Genomic DNA, 21286 nt, shown 5'->3' on the forward strand with positions numbered 1-21286 from the left:
ATCAACTATTTAACAACCCAGCGTGGGTCGTGTACGTGTGTATTGGGCTGTTTATAATACATATCGCTTTCCAGCGGTATCTGTATTTTGTATGTCTTGCCCAAAGTGTTTAGTTTTCTATCTCTTAACCAAGGGTTGAAGCGTTTGATATCGGCATAGCTCACACCTTGTTCTTTGGCAAATGCTGCCAGGTCTATAATGTCTTTGGATACCGCAACTTCTCTTGTTCTGATAGGTTTGTACAGGTCTTTAGCATGTAATACGAAACCATATTTGTATGGATTTTCAAATACCTGCTTAATGGCCATGATCCGGTAAGGGTAGCGGGTGGTTTCCTGAACAAGATACAAGTCAAAAGTGCTTTCAGCCTGCTGTTTAGTCAATTCTCCGGTAATGCGTCCCATTCCGGCATTGTAAGAGGCGGCTACATTAAACCAGTCGCCATACTTGGCATATGCGGCTTTCAGGTATTTGCAGGCGGCGACAGTAGACTTGGCTACGTCGCAGCGTTCGTCTACGGTTGGAGTTACGGTTAAACCATGCTCTTTACCTGTACTTTCCAGGAATTGCCAGGTACCTACTGCCCGTGCGGGAGAAGAAACACGTGGATCCAGGTGGCTTTCTATTACTGCCAGATACTTGAAGTCGTCAGGTATACCATTCGCTTTCAGAATCGGTTCTATAATAGGGAACACATAGTTAGCTCGTTTAATCATCAACATTGTAGTCGAATGAAAATAGGTGAAACTACTTATTTCGCGATCAAAACCTTCATGCATATCATAGCGCGTGATGTCTACATCCTTACCGAAAAGCCGCACCGATGAAGGCACTTCCGGCGAGGTAGTTATAGATGAAACCAGAGGGCGTTCTTCTTTTACTTTTTCAGCATCATTCGAACTGATAGCAATACAGGCTGTCAGGCAGATCGCTCCGGCGATTGCCAGACTAAATATCTTTTTATTCAATAATTTGGTCTTGTACATTTTTTGCTCTTAATATATTAATACTTCCTTTTCTCTTATATGACTTTCCGTCTGAACCTTTGGCTTCTATAACATAAAAATAAACGCCGGGTGCCACATATTTCCCACCTTTTTTACCGTCCCAGCCTTTGTTAGGATCTGTCCAGTAGAACAGTTCAACTCCCCAGCGGTTGAATATCCAGGCTTTAAAACTGACGATGGATTTATAAGCTACCCTGAATTCATCGTTTACCCCCGGCGATGTGCCCGGCGAGAATACATTGGGTATTTCCAGAAATGAGTCGCCTACATCAATCGTCAGGGAATCTGTTTTTATACAGCCTCCCAATTGGTTGTTCACTTCGCAATATACGGTGTATTTTCCCGCTTCGCGGAAGGTATATGTTACCAGATCCGAGTTCATATCTATCAGAACATTCGTGGGCGACTCTTGGTTGTAAATCATGAGCCGGTATCTGGAGGCTGTAGGGGTGTTTGCGTGTATATTAAACTGGATTTCTACAGGTGCTGAGAGTCCCTCGTCACTTCCAGATACCCTGTTTTGCCCGTCGACGGAGTAAACCATAGAGTCAAGATGAACTTCTATCGCCTGCGCCTGGTATGGATCGGTATATATCGTTTTTTCGACATTAAAGTGCCGGGAAAAAAGATCCCCTTTCAGTTGTATATCCGTATCACATAAAGGAGGTTCAAGCGAGCGGTAGAAGGGTGTTTTTTTTACGGATTGGGTGATGGTTTCCGTACGGAAAGACTTATTTTCCTCATCCCATTTCAAGGTATTATATATGATCTCAAACGTACGTTCCAGTTCCAGCTCTGTTCCGCCTGGTATCCGGTAAGTCAGTTTCGGCATGGTAGCTGTTCCCTGCAAGCGTATTTCAAAGCATGGATCGTCATCCGGTACTATCTGCAGATTCTGAACATCAAAAGCATAGCGGCTATAATCGATGATCCAGACAAAGTTATTGCTGCCGACAGCTTCTTTTTCCTGTACAAAATAGCCATAACCTTCCTCTATATCACGGATGAAAGATGTTGTTCCTTCCTGTGTGGAGGGGACGGGTTCTTTGTCTAGCGCCCGGTTTTTATACCGGTACCACTGGTGAGAAGAGGAAGCAGAAGTGTATCGGATTTCAAGATTGTTCATTCCATATACCAGATATACCTTTAGGTGATTGGAGGTATCATCCTGGGCAAGTAAGGGTGTACCGCTACCTCCTGTTACAGTGTATTGTGCATGGGCAAGCCATACAAAAAGCAACAGAACACATACGTTAATCATCCTTTTCAGAACCCTTTTTTGCATCATATTATTACCTTAATTAGCTTTCAAAATTAGTATTTTATGTCGACATACACTATCTTTGCCGCAAATAATCAGATCAACAGATGAACAAAATACTGACTTGTATACTGACTATCTTATTGACTATAACTACTAACGCTCAGGATAGTAATATATTTTATCATATAATAGAGCGAGGGCAAACCGTTTATTCAATAGCCATTATGTATGGGGTAGGAGTGGAAGATATCTACCGCCTGAATCCGGAAACCCGCGAAGTAATCAAAGCCGGCGATAAGCTGAGGATCCCCCAGATAGATGCTGCTACTACTGTAACGGCTGCTCAGGAAGACCGCGATTATGTATACCATACCATCCAGCCCAAAGAAACACTTTATTCCTTGTCTATTCGCTATGAGATACCGGCCGAGAAAATAATACAGGCGAACCCCGGGCTCTCAGTGGCAACTTTTCAGATAGGGAAAAATATCCGTATACCATCCGTTGAAGTGGAAGATTTGCCGAAAACGGAGATCCAGACAGTTGTAAAGGATATAGAGTATAAGGTCGAAAAGAAAGAAACGATGTACCGCCTTACCCGTAAATTTAACATTACGGCTGAGGAGTTGATAGAGAAAAATCCCCAATTGGCCAAAGGGGTAAAAGCCGGTATGATTATCAAAATCCCCGTACGGACAGAAGAATCTGTTACCGAAAAGATACAGGTACCCAAAGAGAAAGATGTGAATGCCTTATTGACTACCTCTTCGAAAGCGAAGAAAGTAGATAAAGTAAAGGTGGCACTCTTATTGCCGTTTATGACGGATGAATATGTGCACTCTTCAAATACAATGCGCTTTATAGAATATTATGAGGGCTTGTTGCTGGCGGTTGATAGCTTGAAAAATGCAGGAATATCCTTTGAGTTGGTTGTCCGGGATACAGGCAAAGGAACCCAAAAACTGAAACAGGTATTGCAGGAAGAAAAACTCAAAAACGTGCACCTGATCATCGGAGCGCTGGAAAGCGACCAGATATCCCTGATTGCCGAATTTGCCGAAAAGAATAAAATCAAGCATATTATTCCGTTTACCTCCAAGAATGATGATGTACTGAATAATTATTATGTGTATCAGGTTAATACCCCGCATTCTTATTTGTATGCCAAGGCTTCGCAGGCTGCTTATGGTATGTTCTATGACTATAATATCGTTTTTGTCGATACCTATGACACAGACGATAAGGCCGAGTTTGTGAAGCAATTTAAGCTGGAACTGACACAGAAAAATATCCCTTTTAAAGATCTTGTTTTCCGGGCGGAAAGTTTCACAAACGATATTCATTCTTTGTTGGTTACAGATAAGCGAAATGTGGTGATTCCTATCTCAAGCTCTGTGGATGCCTTGAATAAGATTCGTACTCCGCTTCGCATGGTGGTTGAGGCAAATCCTCAGTATATGCTGAATTTGTTTGGTTATCCTACCTGGCAGACCTATGTGCGTGATTGCCTGGACGATTTCTTTGTGTTGGACACCTATATTTATACAAACTTCTATGCTGATAACATGGCTAATAATGTCTCTCGTTTTAATTCAAAATACAAGTCATGGTTTAGCAAAGAATTGATCAACTCATTCCCCAAATATGGTATTTTAGGTTTTGATACGGGGATGTACTTCTTTGAAGCGATCAATAAATACGGACTGGATTTTGAGAAGAACCTGAATAAGATCAAATACAAAGGGATTCAGACCCAGTTTGATTTTGAACGGGTTAATAACTGGGGGGGCTTTATCAATACCAACCTGTTTATTGTTCATTATAACAAAAAAGACTACTCAATAGTACGTCATGAAATAAAGAAATGATCAAGCGATTCTTCATTATATTACTCATACTCCCGGCCTGTATCCTGGTACATGGGCAAAACGCGTTTAAGAGGGAATTATCTATCGGTCCTTCTTTTGGTATGGGAGTTTCCTCCGTTACGTTCTCTCCCAAGGTGCAAACCAATCAGATGCTGGGAAGTCATTTCGGTATTACCGGACGCTGGATTACGGAGAATCATCTGGGGTTGATCCTCGAGCTAAATTACTCTCAGGAAGGTTGGGATGAAAAGTTTGATGATCCGGCCTATGAATACTCAAGAAGGATAAACTACATCAATATCCCTTTCCTTACTCACATTTATTTTGGGAGCAAGCGCGTACGCTTTGTTTTTAATGTAGGTCCTCAAGTGGGTTATGCCGTCAGCGAAAGTACGACGGAAAATGTAAGTGGTTTGGACTTTTTACCGGGTCCCAACTCAAGTACATACACTACAGCTCAGCGTTCTATCTCTGTTGAAAAGAAGTTCAGCTGGGGGATTTGCGGAGGCCCCGGATTGGAATTCCGGACAGGAATCGGTAGTTTTATGCTCGAAGGGCGTTATTATTACGGACTGGGTGACATCTTCAATAGCCGCAAGTCCGATCATTTTTCCAAGTCTTCCACTCAGGTAATGCTTGGTAAATTAACCTATCTGATTCCTATAAAATAAGTTTAAGATTCAACATTATCTTAGTTATCTTAGCCTGTCGAGGGAGCGTACCAGCATTTCGTCTGCTCCGATGTTGCGTATGGCCAGATAATTAAGAATCAGGTTGATAATGGGGAATGCCAGGGCTATTTTTACATTTACAGACAAATCACCCAATTGCTGTTTCATAATAAAGATCAGATAGGCAAAAAATCCGTAGAATCCCAGCATTAAGATGGCATTGAAAATGCAAACCCGTATCTGAAGCATTCTTTTCTTGTAAAGGAAAATGGTAAGAAGCGCCAGAACGGCTATCAGAGCAGTTAATACAAACAATCCCCAGGTAGGGTAAACCAATTCGCTCTCAGTTCCCATCAGATTAACTCCGAAAACATCAAAGGAATAAAACTTCTCGCCGGTCTGTAAAACAGCCAGCGGCATAAATAACATGATAACTGTTAATACTGTAATGATAAGTAGATAAACTGTTTGTATTCTTTGCAACATAGTTATAATAAGTGAGAGGTGAAAAGTGAGAAACGAAAGGTGAAAAATTCTATACTTTTCACCTTTCGTTTCTCACCTCTTACCTGAATTTAAAATACGTTTTTGTCTTTAGCTGGGTTTTTGTAATACACTTTGCCTTCTTCGTATTCCTGAGCGGCAATCAGTGTAGCTTTGGGGAGTTTTTCGTAATAACGAGAAATCTCTATTTGTTCTCTGTTTTCAAATACTTCCTCCAGATTATCATTGTAAGATGCAAACTCCTGAAGTTTCTTTTCCAGATCCTGTTTCATTTCCACGGCAATCTGATTCGATCTTCTTGCTATAATCATGGTTGTTTCGTAAACATTACCTGTGTCGACAGACAACTTCATCATGTCGCGTGTTACTGTATTCGACGGAGCATTCGATTTTCTATAATCCATATTTTATTTTAAATTGATGAAACTTTTTATTAATAAGTATCTGTAATTCGTTTACTTGCGTATTCGTAATACCGTTGGGCCTGTTTGATATACTTTCCTTCCGGGTATTCATTTATGTAATTGTAATACTCATCCACTACGTCGCGGTAGCGTCCTTGTAATTTTTCTTCCACACTTACCTGTGCCAGTTCGTATTTAGATTGAAGCATCAGGTAAATCAATTCTTCCCTGTATTTGGAGAATGGGTAATTTTTCAATGCGTTTTGTGCTGTAATTACGCATGATAAATAATTGTTCCCCATATAGGTTCCCAAATTGAAATACAGGCGAGTGGCCAATAGTTCTTTATATGCCAGCTTTTCCTGTAATTCGAACATAATGTTCTGTGCTTCAGACGAACGTTCCGACTGGGGATAATACTCCAGATACAACTGTAATTGGTTGATGGCGTCATACGTTTGTGTCTGGTCTAAGCGGGCATCGGGCGAATCCAGGTACAATCCGTAGCCGGAATAGAAACGTGCCAACTCTACATACTCCCCTTTGGGATATGTATCATAATATGTTTTGAAATACTGGGAAGCCGTTTGATAATCTTTTTGCCCGTAATAACTCTGAGCCAGCAGATATAGCGACTCTTCGGCATTAGCAGTTCCTTTAAAGATCGTAACCAATTCCTCAAGTAAAGTAGCAGATTTGGTGTATTGTTTAGCATTGAAATATTTCTTGGCGTAGGAATATTTCAGTTCGTAATCTGTACTTTTCAATATCTTATTATACTCTCCACAAGAGGCAAATAAGATTGTCATCATCAATAAAAATACAACCTTTTTCATGTACATGCATTTAGCCGGCAAAGTTAATGCATCCTTGTCAATAAATAAAGCATAAAACGTTAATAATTATAACTTATAGAGATCGCTGGCGGCAATCAGGGTCAATTTATTGTCGTGCAATACCTCTACAGTCTTCTCTACATTGTCCGGACGTATGATTACATGGGCCGAGTCTCCCTGAGAGAAAGCGTACATGTATTCTACGAAAATGCCGGCATTGGTGATGATATCCATGGCTTTTCCCAGGGAACCGGGCTGGTTGGGACAATACAGGCATACCACATCGGTTACACTTACGGCATATAGCTTGTCGCGCAGTACCTGGATGGCCTTGTCGGTATCAGACACGATGAGGCGCAGGATGCCGAAGTCCGAATTTTCTGAAACGGTGAAAGCCGACATGTTGATGTTGGCTTCACCTAATATTTTTGCTACTTCTGTAAAACGCCCTCTCTTATTTTCAAGAAAGATGGATAATTGTTTGATCAGCATCGTTTTGTCTTTAAAAAGTTAAACTAATTTGCGATTGTCTATCACATGTTTCGCTTTACCCATGCTGCGTTCGATGCTGCGGGGTTCCACGATCTTTATATCCGGCTGAATGCCGATTACATTTTGCATCCGGGATGCTATTTTCTTCTTCAGTGTCAGTATTTTATTCATTTCGTCGGTGTAGTATTCCGCACGCACTTCTACTTGTATCTGGAAGGTATCCGTATTGTTTACCCGGTCCACCACAATCAGGTAATGAGGCTCAAATTCAGGCATTTCGAGCAATACAGATTCCACCTGCGAAGGAAATACGTTTACTCCACGAATGATGAGCATATCGTCACTACGTCCCAGAATGCGATCCATGCGTACCGCTGTACGTCCGCAACAGCATGTGTCGTAGTGTAAGCTTGTCAGGTCGCGCGTACGGTAGCGAATCATCGGCATCCCTTCTTTGGTCAGGGTTGTAAATACCAGTTCGCCTTGTTCGCCCGGCTTTACAGGCTGTAAGGTTTCGGGGTTGATAATCTCCGGGAAGAAGTGGTCCTCCCACAGGTGCGTACCGTTCTGACACTCACATTCGCACCCTACCCCCGGGCCAATGATTTCCGTAAGTCCGTAAATGTCGTATGCTTTAATGCCTAGCGACTCTTCTATCTCCTTACGCATATTCTCTGTCCAGGGTTCAGCTCCAAATATACCAATTTTTAGCTTAAATTCCTCACGCGGGATACTGGATTCTTTGATTGTTTCTCCTAAAAATAAGGCATACGAAGGTGTACAAGCCAGGGCTACAGCACCGAAATCGTGCATCAGTTGGATCTGCTTTTGTGTATTGCCGCTACTCATGGGGATGACGGTTCCGCCGATGTTCTCTACCCCGTTGTGCAGGCCTAAACCTCCGGTAAACAGCCCGTAACCGTAAGACACCTGCACGGTATCATTTTTTGTTACACCGGCGGCATAGAGGCAACGGGATACGGTTTCGCTCCAGATAGAGAGGTCTTTACGGGTGTAGCCAACTACGATAGGCTTGCCTGTTGTGCCCGAAGAAGCGTGCAAGCGTACGATTTCCGACATGGGAACAGCCATCAGCCCGAAAGGGTAGTTGTCGCGCAAGTCTTGCTTAACGGTAAACGGAAGTTTGGCAATATCCTCTATAGAGTTGATATCATCAGGGGTAAGCCCCATTTCCTGCATTTTTTTACGGTAAAAGGGAGTATTATGATACGTGTGCTCCACCACCCGCTTCAATCGTATACTCTGCAACTTCTGCATTTCCTCGCGGTTCATGCATTCGATTGTCTCGTTCCAAATCATAGCCTAATCAATAAGTTTGTTATAATTGGTCATTAAAAATCCGCACAAAGTAACAACTTTTTTTAAAAACCACCCCTTTTGCTTTCGAATAATCACTTTTTGTATTGGTAGTGCCCGGTAATATTAAAACTGAACAGACAATCTTCAAGTACCTGTCCTGCACCTATGTTATGTACGATCAGGTACCTTTTTCCGTCGGCTGATTTTTTATTAACAACCATTCCGATATGTGTCAATCCTCCGTCTAATACCCAGGTTACGATATCGCCGGGCACATAATCTGAAGGGTTTGAACTTATCTTTTTTGTGGTTCCGTGGCGATTGAAAAACGTCATCAGATTCGGTACGCGCCGATGGTCTATGTTTTTATCGGGACGAGTTAATCCCCAGTTTTTCGGATACTTACTGAAATTCGCTTTCATATCTTCATGTACCTCTTTTTGCAGATCTATACCCATTTTGCGGTATGCCCGTATTACTACATCGGTGCAAACCCCTTTATTTGCAGGAACATCGCCGTTAGGATAATCCAGTACAACGTAAGCCGGATCGTAACGAACGTATTGTTTTGTTAGTGTCAGGGTTGAGTCTGCAAGCCTTTCGTAGAAACGATTCTGAGCACTTACCGTATAGATGGAACAGCTCAATAAAAATAGGGGTAGTAGTTGTTTAATCATTTGTATAACAGTATATTTATCTACCAGATAAGATGAATAAGCAGTAAGCCCAATCCTACGGAGGTAGCGGTGGCAATCAGTCCCGGGATCATAAAGGAATGATTCAGAATGTATTTGCCGATATGAGTGGTGCCCGTCCGGTCGAAGTTGATGGCTGCAATAATCGTAGGGTAATTGGGAATAAAAAAGTAACCGTTTACTGCCGGGAAGAGGGCTATCAGCATATAAGGTGAGATACCCAAGGCAATACCCAGCGGAAGAAGCGCCCGGATGGTAGCTGCTTGGCTGAATAGCAGAATAGACATAAAGAACAAGGCCAGCCCGAATAGCCAGGGCATTTCCGTAACCAAACTCTCGATAGATCCCTTTAATTCAGCCATGTTTCCGGCAATGAAGGTGTCGCCCATCCAGGCAATCCCGAAAATAGCCACAACAGCTTGCATACCGGCTGTAAACACCGATCCCTGCGTTGCCTTTATTCCGTCTGTTTTGGTGGCCAGTAAGATCAATGCTGCCGCCGAAAGCATCAGAATCTCAATGATATATGACATATTTAGAGGAGTCGTTTCCCCATTTACGGTAAAGGTGGGGCGAAGTGTTTCCAATGAGCCGAACAGAATGATTCCGGCAGTTGCTGCCAGAAATATAATGATGGAGAGCGTGGCGGCCCGTTTGTTCTTTACATCGGCTATCTGATGATGGGTATTGTCAAACTCGCCCGAAGCCATACGCCGCTGAAATTCAGGGTCATCTACTAGTTCTTTCCCCACGTGCATGGAATAAAGCGCAGCTACAAATACACCTGCCAGCGTGCAGGGAATCGTGATGAGTAATATGTCCATCAATGCGATATTGAACCCGCTGTCACCCAGCATACTAAGCAAGGCTACAGTAGCTGCGGAAATTGGACTGGCGGTAATGGCCTGTTGAGAGGCTATAACGGAGATCCCCAAAGGGCGTTCCGGGCGTATTTTAGTTTCTGTAGCAACTTCCGAAATCACCGGCAGCACTGAATAAGCCACATGCCCCGTACTGGCTATAAGGGTAAAGAAATAAGTTACCAATGGACTTAATAAGGTGATTTTCTGCGGGTTCTTACGTAGCAACCTTTCTGCCATTTTTACCATCAAATCCAAACCTCCGGCGGCTTGCATACAGCTTGCGGCCGCGATAACAGCCACAATCATCAGCATTACGTCGATAGGAGGCGAAGTAGGCTCAAGTCCGAAGCAAAAAGTAAGGATAGCAAGTCCCAAACCTCCTAATACTCCCAATCCTATGCCCCCCAAGCGAGCCCCAATAATAATGGCTATCAGTACGATGGCTAATTGTATCAGCATACAGCTTTAATATTCAGCATTTAATATGGATGCAAATGTAATGTATTTGGATGAATAGTAGGAGGTAAGGAGGGCGCAGTTTGCTTCAATAAAGAACATTTTGCAGATAAACCTGCCTTAAAAATAATTTAGACGTACCTCTAAACTGATTTAGACGTACTTCTAAATTCAATTAGACCTACCTGTAAATTTATTTAGACGTACCTCTAAATTATTTTTACTGGCTTGTGTTCGATTTTCTGACAGTCTTTGTTCAAGAATCATCCAGTAATTTTTCAAAATATATTCTGCAATGAATTTTGTATATATTAATTATAAATGAATATAAATAGTGATATAATTTAAATATCTAATATGATAGTTGTATAAAATGAAAGAATATATTAATAATATAGATTTAATTATAAATGCGTGATAAATAGTAAGATGTATGTGTTAATTTGTTAATCTTATAAATATCTCTATATTCTAATATATAATATGAAAATAATATATTTAGTGTGATGTAATTATGAATATATATAATATTAGAGTCGATATTAAAATAATCTAATAATAAAAGATATTGAATATATATAATTAAATATGATTCTTAAATTGAAGAAAATCTCTTTATTCGGAATATTGACAAGCCGCATGGATAGTGCAAATGAGGAGGTTTTTCGATTATTTTTATATTATTGGCGAGAAAAGGCGATTATGTAAACTAATTGGTTCTTTTTGATAATAGTTGTATAGTACCTTTAGTATACCTTTGCATTAAGATAGTATTCTGCACTAATCCTTAATTTAACTATTTGAAATACTTTTATGTTATGGACCTAATGTCTCTCAATGATTTGTGAGATATCCTAATAAACCTCGAAGTTCCTACAGCCTTCGAGGTTTATTTATTGTAAGAGGGTAGGTTATATGACAGGCAGCCTTTTTTCGGCTGTTTCCATGCAATGAATTACATCTTCTTTTGTGCCTTTGAACGGGCCTGATCTTTCGAGTTTTAAGGTAGACATGGCAGCTGCGAAATGCCCGGCTTCGTTTATATCGGCACCTTTGGCTCGTTTGTATAGGTAGCCGGTAACGTATGTGTCGCCGCAACCTGTTGCATCCACAGTTTCTTTGGGTTGGTAAGCCGGTATCTGATAGTATGTTTTTCCGTCGTAGATAACAGAACCCATGCTGCCTAATGTGATCAGCACTTCTTTAACTCCCCAGTCGTATAATTGGCGGGCAGCGCTTTTTATATCCGAATAACCGGTAAGTACCTCCATCTCATGCTCGTTGGCTTTCAGGAAGTGGATATATTGGAGCGCCTCTGCTTTGTCTGCCCAATCGATGGCATATACATTTTCATCCCTTACTTCGCGCAGATACCCTTGTACATCAATGGAAATCAGTCCGTTTTGCGACAAATGCTTTAATACATCCAAAGAGAAATCGTCGGCCAATAAGCTGCCTAAATGAATGATGGAGGCATTTACATCTGCCAGATAATCAAGGGTAAACGGATCAGCTTTGGCTGAAACGCGCTGGGTTCGATTGTCTTGGTTTTCGCCATAAATATTTTCAAAACACACCGAATGCCTGCTTGGCATAACGGATACATCGATGGAGGCAGCCCGTAAATCGTCTACCACTCCTGATTCAGAGGCTCCTATAGCTGTTATCAAAGCAAAGTCAATATCATCGAAATACCTGATGGCCTGAGAGAAGTAATAGGCTGTACCTCCGGGCATATTAACTGTTTTCTGAGGGGTAACTACTTTATCTAAAGTGATATGTCCAATGCAGCAGAGTTCGCGTGTTTTCATGTTTTATTCAATTAGGATGGGGCAAAAATAAAAAAATAAATCCATTTTTTCTTGGATATTCAATAATTATGTCTTTCTTTGTGCTGTTATTCAAACAACTGGTATTTTATTTCGTTCTTTTCTCTATTGTATTTATTCTCAGCAATGATAATATGTTCATTTAGAAATTGACTATCTCAAAGACCTTCTTGTTTAATAATTTATTATTTATTTTATTTAATTTTTATATGAATATTTACATTGGTAACCTGAATTACCGGGTTAGAGAACCAGAATTGCAACAGATTCTGGAAGAGTATGGCACAGTAGAGTCCGTAAAGTTAATCATCGATCGTGACACAAACAGATCAAAAGGTTTTGCATTTGCTGAGTTTCCAAACGAAGCAGAAGCTAGAACTGCGATAGAAGAATTAAACGGCGCCGAATATGAAGGCCGTCAGATGGTTGTAAAAGAAGCTACTCCAAGACGTTAAGTTAAAGATAGTTTAACTTTTACACCTAAACAAACGGGAAATCAGGAAAACAACTGGTTTCCCGTTTTTATTTATGCTCCATTTTTCTTACGTTTGCACACAAAAATGATGTATAATAAACGATATAGTATTCTTATCTTGCTGGCTTGCTTATGTTTGTCCGTTCCTGTACAAGCGCAAATAAATGAACGTGTGTTTATGACCGACTACCGGATTGATCCGGAAAAGACAGGCGAGTTACGTATTGAGTTTGATAATACCAACTTCTTTAAGAACAACGAATTTGACAGCGATTTCCTGAAAGGCTACTCGTTGCCGGGCTTCTGGGCGCAGTTTAAACTGACATACCAACCACTTGAAAATATAAAACTGGAGGCAGGCGTTCATTTACTTCGTTATTGGGGAGCCAATAAATACCCTAATTATGCCTATCAGGATATAGCAAATTGGAAAGGAAACCAATACCAGAAAGGCTTTCACGCCCTCCCGTTTTTACGTGCCCAACTAAAGCTGTCGGACCGCTTTGATATTGTGTTTGGCGACCTGTACGGAGGAGCAAGTCACAGACTGATAGAGCCTCTTTATAATCCGGAGCTCAACCTGATGGCCGATCCGGAAGCCGGTTTGCAAATGCTATATCATTCCAAACCGCTTGATATCGATGTGTGGATCAATTGGGAAAGTTTTATTTTCAATATGGATACCCATCAGGAAGCCTTTACAGCTGGGCTTTCTTCACGCATCAAGTATAATAAAGAAGAGGCTCCGCTTCATTTTTACTCGCCCATACAAGTGCTGGCTCAGCATAGGGGAGGGGAGATAGATACCATAAAAACAAATTCGGTTCATACCTTGATGAATGGCGCTATCGGTTTTGGTGCCGTTTGGAACATCAACCACCGGATCATAAAGAATATCAACCTGGAACTGGATGCTACAGGCTATTACCAACAAGCAGGCGAGTTGTGGCCCTTAGACGACGGGTACGGACTCTATGCCCGGGCATCGGCTGATATCTCAGACTTTAGGGTTAAGACCTCCTACTGGCGGTGTGACAACTTTATCTCTATGCTGGGAAATCCCTTTTACGGAGCCGTTTCCACCAGTGAAGATCATCTGACTTTTAAAAACCCACAGATGCTTACATTCGGAGTGGAATATTCCCGGACATTCGCTAAATACTGTTCTTTTGGAATCGATCTGGACGTATACCAACACTTGTCTACCACTTCGCAAACGCCTGAAGGCTCATTCAGCAAGAAAAGTTCCACCAGCTTTTCAATAGGCGCCTATCTCCGGCTGAATACCTCCTTTTTAGTAAAACACTTTCAAAAAGACTAAAAAAGCTCTCTGCGCCAGGATAGTTCCTTGTAAGATTCGTTCAGGTAAGGGAATCTTTCCTGTTCGATATAGGTAGTAAATCCTGAATGGCGGTTTATTGTGAATCCACCTGACAGTTTAAAGGATGGTGTAGCAGCTTTATACATAATACAATTGCTTGTTAATAAGGATAATTGGTTCGATGATACATCATCTTTTAGTATTCGCGAGAAATAATCTTCAAAGTCAAAAAACAATCCTTTGGAATATGTATCAAAGCGCTGTATTTCAGGAATATTGATGTCTTTCATCTTTTCTTTATCTATAGAGGCTTGCAGAAAAGATTTTAAAGCGGGTAATTCTGCTGTTTTAATCAGGCTGAATGTGCAGGAATTGTAGTACTCTTCTGTATTGAATAGGCTGTAAAGATTCTGCGTGAAACCTTTCAGATTGGGCTCTACCTCAAATAAATAATCCATAGACGAAGCATATACTTCTGCAAATCCGGGAGAGAGTACCTCTGTAGACGAAGCAAGAATATAGCGGGTTTTATCTTTGAGTTCATAGGCTACCTCAATGCCAGCCATGTAGCAAGCTTCGAAAATAATGAAATCGAAGGTTCCATTCGGTATGGCAGAGGCAAATCCGGCGAGTTCCATCTTGTCATTCTGATCAGGGATAAGAGAACGTGGGGAAACAAATGTGTTTTCCGGCAACCAGCCTGTAGCATGAGAAAATACAATAAGCCCATACGAATCAGCCGGATAAAGGGACATAGCGTCATGTATTACCCGGCTTAAGGTTTGAGGATTGGCAGAATTATCATTTTTGTATTCTTCTATGATCCTTACATCGCCGATACTGTCTTGTTTATAGGCTTCCATTAAACGGGCGTTCTCTCCGGCAATATCCTGATAAATAATAAGATGTCCGTTCTTTCCGCTCCAGCCATCCAGCATATATTTAATTTTTTCTTCTCTCTGTCTGAAAAGATCATTATCCCTGCCTAAATACACGACAATGGTGCGTGTAAAGGTTTCAATTTCAACTTCTTTTTCGTATATCACACATGAAAAAAGAGTCATAAGTGATAAAAATAGAAGAATGACAAATTTATATTTTTTCATAGCTTAAGATGTTGCATATATGTGCAATATAATTATATATTTTGTATATTTAATATTTTCAAGGGTGATATTTACTCAAATAGTGTAAATATATCAGGAGATTTAAAGCAGAGATACAATTTGAGGGGCTTTTAAATCGTTCGATCCGGCAGTTTTATATATCTTTGTAGGCGTTGAAATTTAGAGCCAAAATATACAGTTTAAATATTCTATCATGAAGACAAACAGAAGAGGGTTTTTGAAAGCTCTTGGAGGAGTCGCTGCCCTTACAATTGTGCCGCGACATGTACTGGGGAATGGATTTATTGCCCCAAGTGATCAACTAACAAAAGGTATTATCGGAACAGGAGGTATGGGACGTGGGCATGTGAATTATGCCGGAACCCGCCTGGTAGCCGTATGCGATGTGGATAAAAACCACCTGGAATTAGGAAAAAAACTGGTTCAGGGCAATATCGCGGCTTATCATGATTTCCGCGACCTGATATTGGATCCCAATGTAGACATCGTACATATAGCTACCCCTCCGCACTGGCATGGTATCATGTCTGTCGAAGCTGCAAAAGCAGGGAAGGATATCTGGTGTGAAAAACCAATGACCCGTACAATAGGCGAAGGAAAGCGTGTGATGGAGGCTGTTAAGCAATACCAACGGATGTTCCGCCTGAATACCTGGTTCCGTTTTGAAGATCAATTCTATGGCTTGGGTACACCGGTTAAGCCTTTGAAAAAACTGGTACAGAGTGGATTGCTGGGATGGCCTTTGAAAGTAACAATCAGTAAACATACAGGCTTCGACTGGAAATTTTTCTGGGTAGGAAAAGAATACCTGGAACCCGAACGTATTCCGGCTGAACTGGACTATGACCTTTGGTTGGGTCCGGCCCCTTATAAACCCTACAACTCGCACCGTGTGCATCAGACCTTCCGTGGTTATTGGGACTACGATGGTGGCGGCCTGGGCGATATGGGACAACATTATATAGACCCGGTTCAATACTTCCTGGATAAAGACCATACAAGTCCGATCAAGGTAGAGGTAGACGCCCCTCAACAGCATCCCGATGCCGTAGGTACCTGGCAGTCTATTACCTATACATACGAAGATGGTTGCCAGATCGTATTATGGGGAGGGGATTATGGAGATCCGAATACCCCTTATATTTCCGGCCCGAACGGAAATGTGTATAAAAACTTCGTTTGTGATATTCCTAACTGGGAAAAGAAACTGGCTGATTTTCCGGAGCCCGAACCTCAGGTTACCGACTTTATCGAGAGTGTTAAGACACGTCAGCCTTTTGCCCTGAATGAACGGAACGGCTTCCGCTCTGCTACAATCGTAAACATGGGGGCTATCGCATTACGCCTGAACCGCACCTTGCATTTTGATCCTGTAAAACTTGAGTTTATCAATGATGAAGCAGCCAATCGTTTGCTGGATCAACCCATGCGTTCACCCTGGAATATATAATACAATCGAATGTCGAAAACAGAAAAAGAGAAAATGATGAAAAAAATATATTTAATAGCCCTTTCCTGGCTGATATGCTTATCAGCAATAATGGGGCAGTCGTCGGCTAATCGCACCGTTCAGACGGTAGTTGCCGATGTTTTGGCACAAATGCCGGTTAATAATCAGCAAGACTACAATAAACAGCTTGGAGATTTGGTTTCTACGGGTGAAGAAGGTATTCTGATTCTGGTAAATATGATCCATGCTCCCGGGCAAGGTAGCAATGCGCAGGTAGACTATGCATTGAGCGGACTTTCTCATTATGTAATGGAGAGTGGAAAAGAAAGCGCCCGGCTTACAACTGCTAAGGCTTATATCAAAGCCCTGGAACAGGTGAATGAACGCGAAACCAAGGCTTTTATCATTCGCCAGTTACAGATTGTAGGCAAGGATGAAAGCGTAGATGCATTGGCGCGTTATCTGAATATGGAAGACTATAGCGGCCCCGCATCCCGGGCGTTGGCTTCCATCGGAACAGAAAAAGCTACCCAAGCCTTGCAAGCCTCTTTGTTACGCAGAATGGGAACTTCGAAAACGCAGCGGGATGCTATTCTGGCAATTGGTGAAGCTAAATTGCCGGTTGCAGAAGACTTGATAAAAGGTTATATAAATGCTGAAGATGAAAACTTCCGGAAAGATGCACTTTATACCTTAAGCCGCATCGGAAGCAAGGCTTCATTGAACGACTTGGCAACTGCTGCGGAAAAGGCCGGTTTTACTATGGAAAAAACAGGAGCAAACGAAGCATATATCATGCTATTGAAGCGTATGGTAGAGCAGGGAGACACCAAAGAAGCCGAAAAAGCAGCCAATGACTTGTTGAAGAAGGCAACCAAAGCAAACCAGGTGCACACCAGAAGTGCAGCTCTGCAAATCCTTCTTTCTATCCAGAAAGAGAAAGGATTGAAACTTGTTCAAACGGCCCTGAAGGACAATTCCAAAGAGTACCGGAATGCAGCCCTGGATTACATTTCCTGTTATGCCAATAAGGATATGTATGTAGATTTAGTGAAGACTATGGATAAAGCTAAACCGGAAGTGAAGGTTGATCTTTTAAACTGGATAGGCCGTGAGAGTAAAAATCCGGAAAAGAATACGATCCTTAAGAATCTGGATATACGCTTTGATCTTCCGGCTAAACAGCTATTCTTAAATCAATTAAACAGCAATGACTATGCCGTAAAAGAAGCTGCAGTCTGGATGTTGGTTAAGATAGGAGACCCTTCGGTTATTCCGAACCTGACAGCTTTATTAACCAGCTCTGATGTGCAAAGCGTACAATTAGCCAAGGCAGCTCTTGCCTCCTTCAAAGGAGACATTGCTCCCGCTGTAGCTAAAGTTATCCCGCAAGCACCGGATGCCGGAAAGATCGCAGGAGCCGAACTACTGGCTGCTCGCAAAGCATCGGCAAATATTAATACTGTACTTGAGTTGACCAAGTCGGGATCACCGGAAGTTAAAGCTGCTGCCTATACAGCATTAAAAGATGTAGTGGCAGAAAAAGACTTTACTCTGCTGTGCGGAATGCTGGAAACCGCAGATGCTTCAACAATCGCTCCGTTGCAACAAGCCGTCATTTCGGCTATAGCTTCACAGCCTAAACAAGAGCAGGTTTCTACGATTTCCAGACGTATGTTACAAGCTGGAGAAAGTAAAAAACACCTTTATTATACCGCATTGGCTGCCACAAATGACAGTCAGGCATTGAATACCATTGTGGCTGGTTTTAAACAGGGCAGTGGATCTGCTAAAGATGCCGCTTTTGAAGCGATTTTAGGATGGAAAGGTGTTGAAGTTGCGGACGAGCTCTACGCAATATGCAAAGATAAATCTGCATCTGCATACTATGATAAAGCTTTTGCCGGATATGTCAAATTGGCATCAGCTTCTACCTTAAGTGGAGAGAATCGTTTGATCCGTCTACGTAAAGCGATGGAAGTAGCCAAAACAGACGATCAGAAAAATACGATTCTGCGTCATACAGGTAGAACGGGAACCTTTCTGGGCTTATTATATGCCGGCGAATTCCTTGATAGCAAACCGGTACAACAGGCAGCAGCCAATGCTGTAATGACGATTGCTTTAGCACATCCTGAATATGCAGGAACCAATGTGCGCGAACTATTGAATAAGGCCTCTAAGGTATTGGATAATCCGGATGCCGGATATCAGCGGGAGGCCATAAAGAAACACTTAAATGAGATGCCGGCAGGCGAAGGCTTTGTTTCCCTCTTCAACGGCAAAGACCTGAGTGGTTGGAAAGGCTTGGTAGAGAACCCAATCGTTCGTGCCAAGATGAAACCAGCTCAGCTGGCAAAGGCTCAGGAGAAGGCTGACGAAATAATGCGTAGAGACTGGAAAGTAGAGGATGGCTTGCTGGTGTTTGATGGTCCAAGCTACGATAACCTTTGTACAGTTAAGCAATATGGTGATTTTGAGATGTATGTAGACTGGATGCTCGATCCGGCCGGACCGGAAGCAGATGCCGGTATCTATCTTCGTGGAACACCTCAGGTGCAAATGTGGGATACCGCTCGTGTAAGAGTAGGAGCACAGGTAGGCTCTGGTGGACTGTATAACAACCAGGTTCATGAAAGCAAGCCCTTGAAAGTGGCAGACAATAAACTGGGCGAATGGAATACGATGTATATCAAGATGATTGGAGATCGTGTAACTGTCTATTTGAATGGTGAATTAGTAACCGACAAGGTAATCCTTGAGAACTTCTGGGATCGTAAACAACCTATTTTCCCGGTTGAGCAACTTGAACTTCAGGCTCACGGAAGCAAGGTATATTACCGGAATATTTATGTGAAAGAACTAGAGCGCCCCGAGCCTTTTAAACTTTCAACCGAAGAAGTAAAAGAGGGTTACAAAGTATTGTTCGATGGCACAAATATGTTTGAGTGGACGGGCAATATCACTGATTATACCTTGGCAGAAGATGGTAGTATTACGCTAATGCCCAATCAGGGATCAGGCGGAAACTTATATACCAAGAAGGAATATGGTAATTTCGTTTTCCGTTTTGAGTTTATGTTGACTCCAGCAGCCAATAACGGCTTAGGTATTCGTACACCAATGGAAGGTGATGCCGCTTATGTAGGGATGGAATTGCAGATTCTGGATAACGAACACCCGGTATACAAAGACCTGAAAGAGCATCAATATCATGGTTCGGTATACGGGGTTATCCCTGCCAAGCGTGGCTACCTGAAGCCACTTGGTGAATGGAACTACCAGGAAGTAGTAGCGAATGGCGATAACATCAAAATCACTCTGAACGGCGAAGTGATCCTCGACGGAAATATCCGCGAAGCAGCCAAAAATGGAACCCGCGACGGACAAAACCATCCTGGCCTGTTCAATAAAAAAGGCCATATAGGCTTCCTTGGACACGGATCGGAAGTTAAGTTCCGCAACATACGCATCAAAGAATTAAAATAAGCTACGGCTTAATTAGTTAAGAAAACATCGCTCGGTATTCAGAGGGTGAGCATCCTTTCACCCGTTTGAACAACCGGGCGATGTTTTTGTAATCAGCAAATCCTATTTGGGAGGCTATTTCTACAATCGGAGCATTTGACTCGATCAGTTTCTGGGCAAATTTGTCGATACGCAGGTTTAGGATATAGGTGTAGATTGGCATTCCGGTTACTTCTTTAAAGCGTGTTTCCAGTAAGCGGCGAGAGAGGGGAACAAGACGTACGAGTTCGTCTACACTTAGTTTTCGGTCTGAATGTTGGTGAATGTGCTTCAGTACGATAGCTATACTTTTATCTTCCGTAGCGTAGATGTCAGTCGACTGACGGGTAATGATATGCGTAGGCATAACAACGATATCTTCCGGGATCCAAGTACGATTCTGAAGCATTTTGTCTATCAGTTCGGCTGTTTCATACCCACCCTTTTCAACAGCTTGGTTGATAGATGAGAGAGGAGGCCCCGACAGTGTGCAAATGGCTTCGTCATTATCTACTCCTAATACCGCTACCTTTTCCGGCACCTGTATTCCGTACTGCTTGCATATTTCTGTGATGTGATGTCCCTGGTTATCGTCGCATGCCATGATGCCTACCGGCTTAGGGAGGACTTGCAGCCATTTGATCAGCATGTCGGATTCGTAATACCATAGGTCTGTCTGGTTGGCATTCTGATACTCATAGAAACTACTCTCCGGAAGCTGTTTGGAGAGTTCATCCCTAAACCCCTCGCAACGTTCTTCCGACCAGACAATATTCTTGAATCCGTAAAAGGCGAAGTTCTTAAAGCCTTTTTGAATGAAATAGTTGGCGCCCATTTTTCCTGCAAGATAGTGGGCGCCTGTGATATTGGGAATCTCAGTAAAACGGTTCTTAAAGTCTTGCGCGATTGCTATAATCCCGTTCTTTTTGAAAATACTTACCTCATCTGTGGGGAAAAACTGGGCGATAATAGCATCGGCTTTCCATTTTAAAGCCCACTCCAACACGCCATTCAGTCCATGCTTCTCCCGGTATGAATGAGGCATCTTACACAATACCCATGGCTCATGCTCCTTTGAGTAGTTTACAATACCCTTGAGAAGCAACTTGGCGTATTCCTCAGAGAAATCAGTAAGTAAGATAACACGAGCCATTGTTTTTAATTGAAAATTAAAAATTGAAAATTGAAAACGAAATA

General features: G+C 42.1%; 18 protein-coding genes. 6 read left to right on the top strand and 12 right to left on the bottom strand.

Annotated features, from left to right (window positions below; translation table 11 throughout):
* Positions 1-5: 5 nt before the first annotated feature.
* Together M2470_RS05440 and M2470_RS05445 are read right to left on the bottom strand one after the other, a co-directional pair.
* Positions 6-986 carry a lytic transglycosylase domain-containing protein gene (locus M2470_RS05440; protein ID WP_280744028.1) on the bottom strand — a complete coding sequence of 327 codons (981 nt, stop codon included), beginning with the start codon at positions 984-986 and terminating at the stop codon, positions 6-8.
* Positions 961-2268: a gliding motility-associated C-terminal domain-containing protein gene (locus tag M2470_RS05445; protein ID WP_280746464.1), complete on the bottom strand. Its 1308-nt coding sequence runs from the start codon at positions 2266-2268 to the stop codon at positions 961-963. The genes M2470_RS05440 and M2470_RS05445 overlap by 26 nt, the downstream gene beginning before the upstream one ends.
* A gap of 107 nt (positions 2269-2375) precedes the next feature.
* Here M2470_RS05445 and M2470_RS05450 point away from each other — a divergent pair, with 107 nt between their 5' ends.
* Both M2470_RS05450 and M2470_RS05455 read left to right on the top strand, forming a co-directional pair.
* The gene (locus M2470_RS05450; protein WP_280744030.1) at positions 2376-4139 is read left to right on the top strand and encodes a LysM peptidoglycan-binding domain-containing protein; all 1764 of its coding nucleotides are present in this window, start codon (positions 2376-2378) and stop codon (positions 4137-4139) included.
* Positions 4136-4810 (top strand): porin family protein, encoded by a 675-nt coding sequence (locus M2470_RS05455; RefSeq protein ID WP_280744031.1) that lies wholly within the window; start codon positions 4136-4138, stop codon positions 4808-4810. The genes M2470_RS05450 and M2470_RS05455 overlap by 4 nt, the downstream gene beginning before the upstream one ends.
* 24 nt (positions 4811-4834) lie before the next feature.
* On the opposite strand, the gene M2470_RS05460 is transcribed toward M2470_RS05455, so the two are convergent.
* From M2470_RS05460 to M2470_RS05495, 8 genes are all read right to left on the bottom strand, one after another.
* Positions 4835-5296 carry a DUF4293 domain-containing protein gene (locus tag M2470_RS05460; RefSeq protein WP_280744032.1) on the bottom strand — a complete coding sequence of 154 codons (462 nt, stop codon included), beginning with the start codon at positions 5294-5296 and terminating at the stop codon, positions 4835-4837.
* Between the two features lie 89 nt (positions 5297-5385).
* Positions 5386-5718 (bottom strand): DNA-directed RNA polymerase subunit omega, encoded by a 333-nt coding sequence (locus M2470_RS05465; protein ID WP_280744033.1) that lies wholly within the window; start codon positions 5716-5718, stop codon positions 5386-5388.
* A 29-nt stretch (positions 5719-5747) separates the two neighbouring features.
* A complete protein-coding gene (gene bamD / locus M2470_RS05470; RefSeq protein WP_280744034.1) occupies positions 5748-6554 on the bottom strand; it encodes an outer membrane protein assembly factor BamD in 807 nt (268 codons plus the stop codon).
* A gap of 66 nt (positions 6555-6620) precedes the next feature.
* Positions 6621-7046 carry an amino acid-binding protein gene (locus M2470_RS05475; protein WP_280744035.1) on the bottom strand — a complete coding sequence of 142 codons (426 nt, stop codon included), beginning with the start codon at positions 7044-7046 and terminating at the stop codon, positions 6621-6623.
* Positions 7047-7064: 18 nt separating this feature from the next.
* Positions 7065-8366 (bottom strand): phenylacetate--CoA ligase, encoded by a 1302-nt coding sequence (locus M2470_RS05480; protein WP_280744036.1) that lies wholly within the window; start codon positions 8364-8366, stop codon positions 7065-7067.
* Positions 8367-8458: 92 nt separating this feature from the next.
* Positions 8459-9043, bottom strand: a complete 585-nt coding sequence (locus M2470_RS05485; protein ID WP_280744037.1) for a DUF1287 domain-containing protein — start codon at positions 9041-9043, stop codon at positions 8459-8461.
* 20 nt (positions 9044-9063) lie between these two features.
* Entirely contained in the window at positions 9064-10383 is a 1320-nt protein-coding gene (locus M2470_RS05490; RefSeq protein ID WP_280744038.1) for an anaerobic C4-dicarboxylate transporter, read from the bottom strand.
* Positions 10384-11291: 908 nt separating this feature from the next.
* Positions 11292-12191 (bottom strand): PfkB family carbohydrate kinase, encoded by a 900-nt coding sequence (locus M2470_RS05495; protein WP_280744039.1) that lies wholly within the window; start codon positions 12189-12191, stop codon positions 11292-11294.
* 227 nt (positions 12192-12418) lie between these two features.
* Between M2470_RS05495 and M2470_RS05500 the strand changes: the two genes are divergently transcribed.
* Both M2470_RS05500 and M2470_RS05505 read left to right on the top strand, forming a co-directional pair.
* The gene (locus tag M2470_RS05500; protein WP_280744040.1) at positions 12419-12664 is read left to right on the top strand and encodes an RNA-binding protein; all 246 of its coding nucleotides are present in this window, start codon (positions 12419-12421) and stop codon (positions 12662-12664) included.
* Positions 12665-12772: 108 nt separating this feature from the next.
* Positions 12773-14005, top strand: a complete 1233-nt coding sequence (locus M2470_RS05505; protein ID WP_280744192.1) for a hypothetical protein — start codon at positions 12773-12775, stop codon at positions 14003-14005.
* Here M2470_RS05505 and M2470_RS05510 read toward each other — a convergent pair.
* A complete protein-coding gene (locus M2470_RS05510; protein ID WP_280744041.1) occupies positions 14002-15111 on the bottom strand; it encodes a clostripain-related cysteine peptidase in 1110 nt (369 codons plus the stop codon). The two genes, M2470_RS05505 and M2470_RS05510, sit on opposite strands and share 4 nt — an antisense overlap.
* 214 nt (positions 15112-15325) lie before the next feature.
* Between M2470_RS05510 and M2470_RS05515 the strand changes: the two genes are divergently transcribed.
* Positions 15326-16582 (top strand): Gfo/Idh/MocA family oxidoreductase, encoded by a 1257-nt coding sequence (locus M2470_RS05515; protein ID WP_280744042.1) that lies wholly within the window; start codon positions 15326-15328, stop codon positions 16580-16582.
* A gap of 36 nt (positions 16583-16618) precedes the next feature.
* Entirely contained in the window at positions 16619-20071 is a 3453-nt protein-coding gene (locus M2470_RS05520) for a family 16 glycoside hydrolase (RefSeq protein ID WP_280744193.1), read from the top strand.
* Between the two features lie 16 nt (positions 20072-20087).
* Here M2470_RS05520 and M2470_RS05525 read toward each other — a convergent pair whose 3' ends face one another.
* On the bottom strand, positions 20088-21242 hold the full coding sequence (locus M2470_RS05525) for a DNA-binding transcriptional regulator (protein ID WP_280744043.1): 1155 nt from the start codon (positions 21240-21242) through the stop codon (positions 20088-20090).
* Positions 21243-21286: the final 44 nt, after the last annotated feature.

The organism is Parabacteroides sp. PH5-46, assembly GCF_029892785.1.
Taxonomy (GTDB): domain Bacteria; phylum Bacteroidota; class Bacteroidia; order Bacteroidales; family Tannerellaceae; genus DFXE01.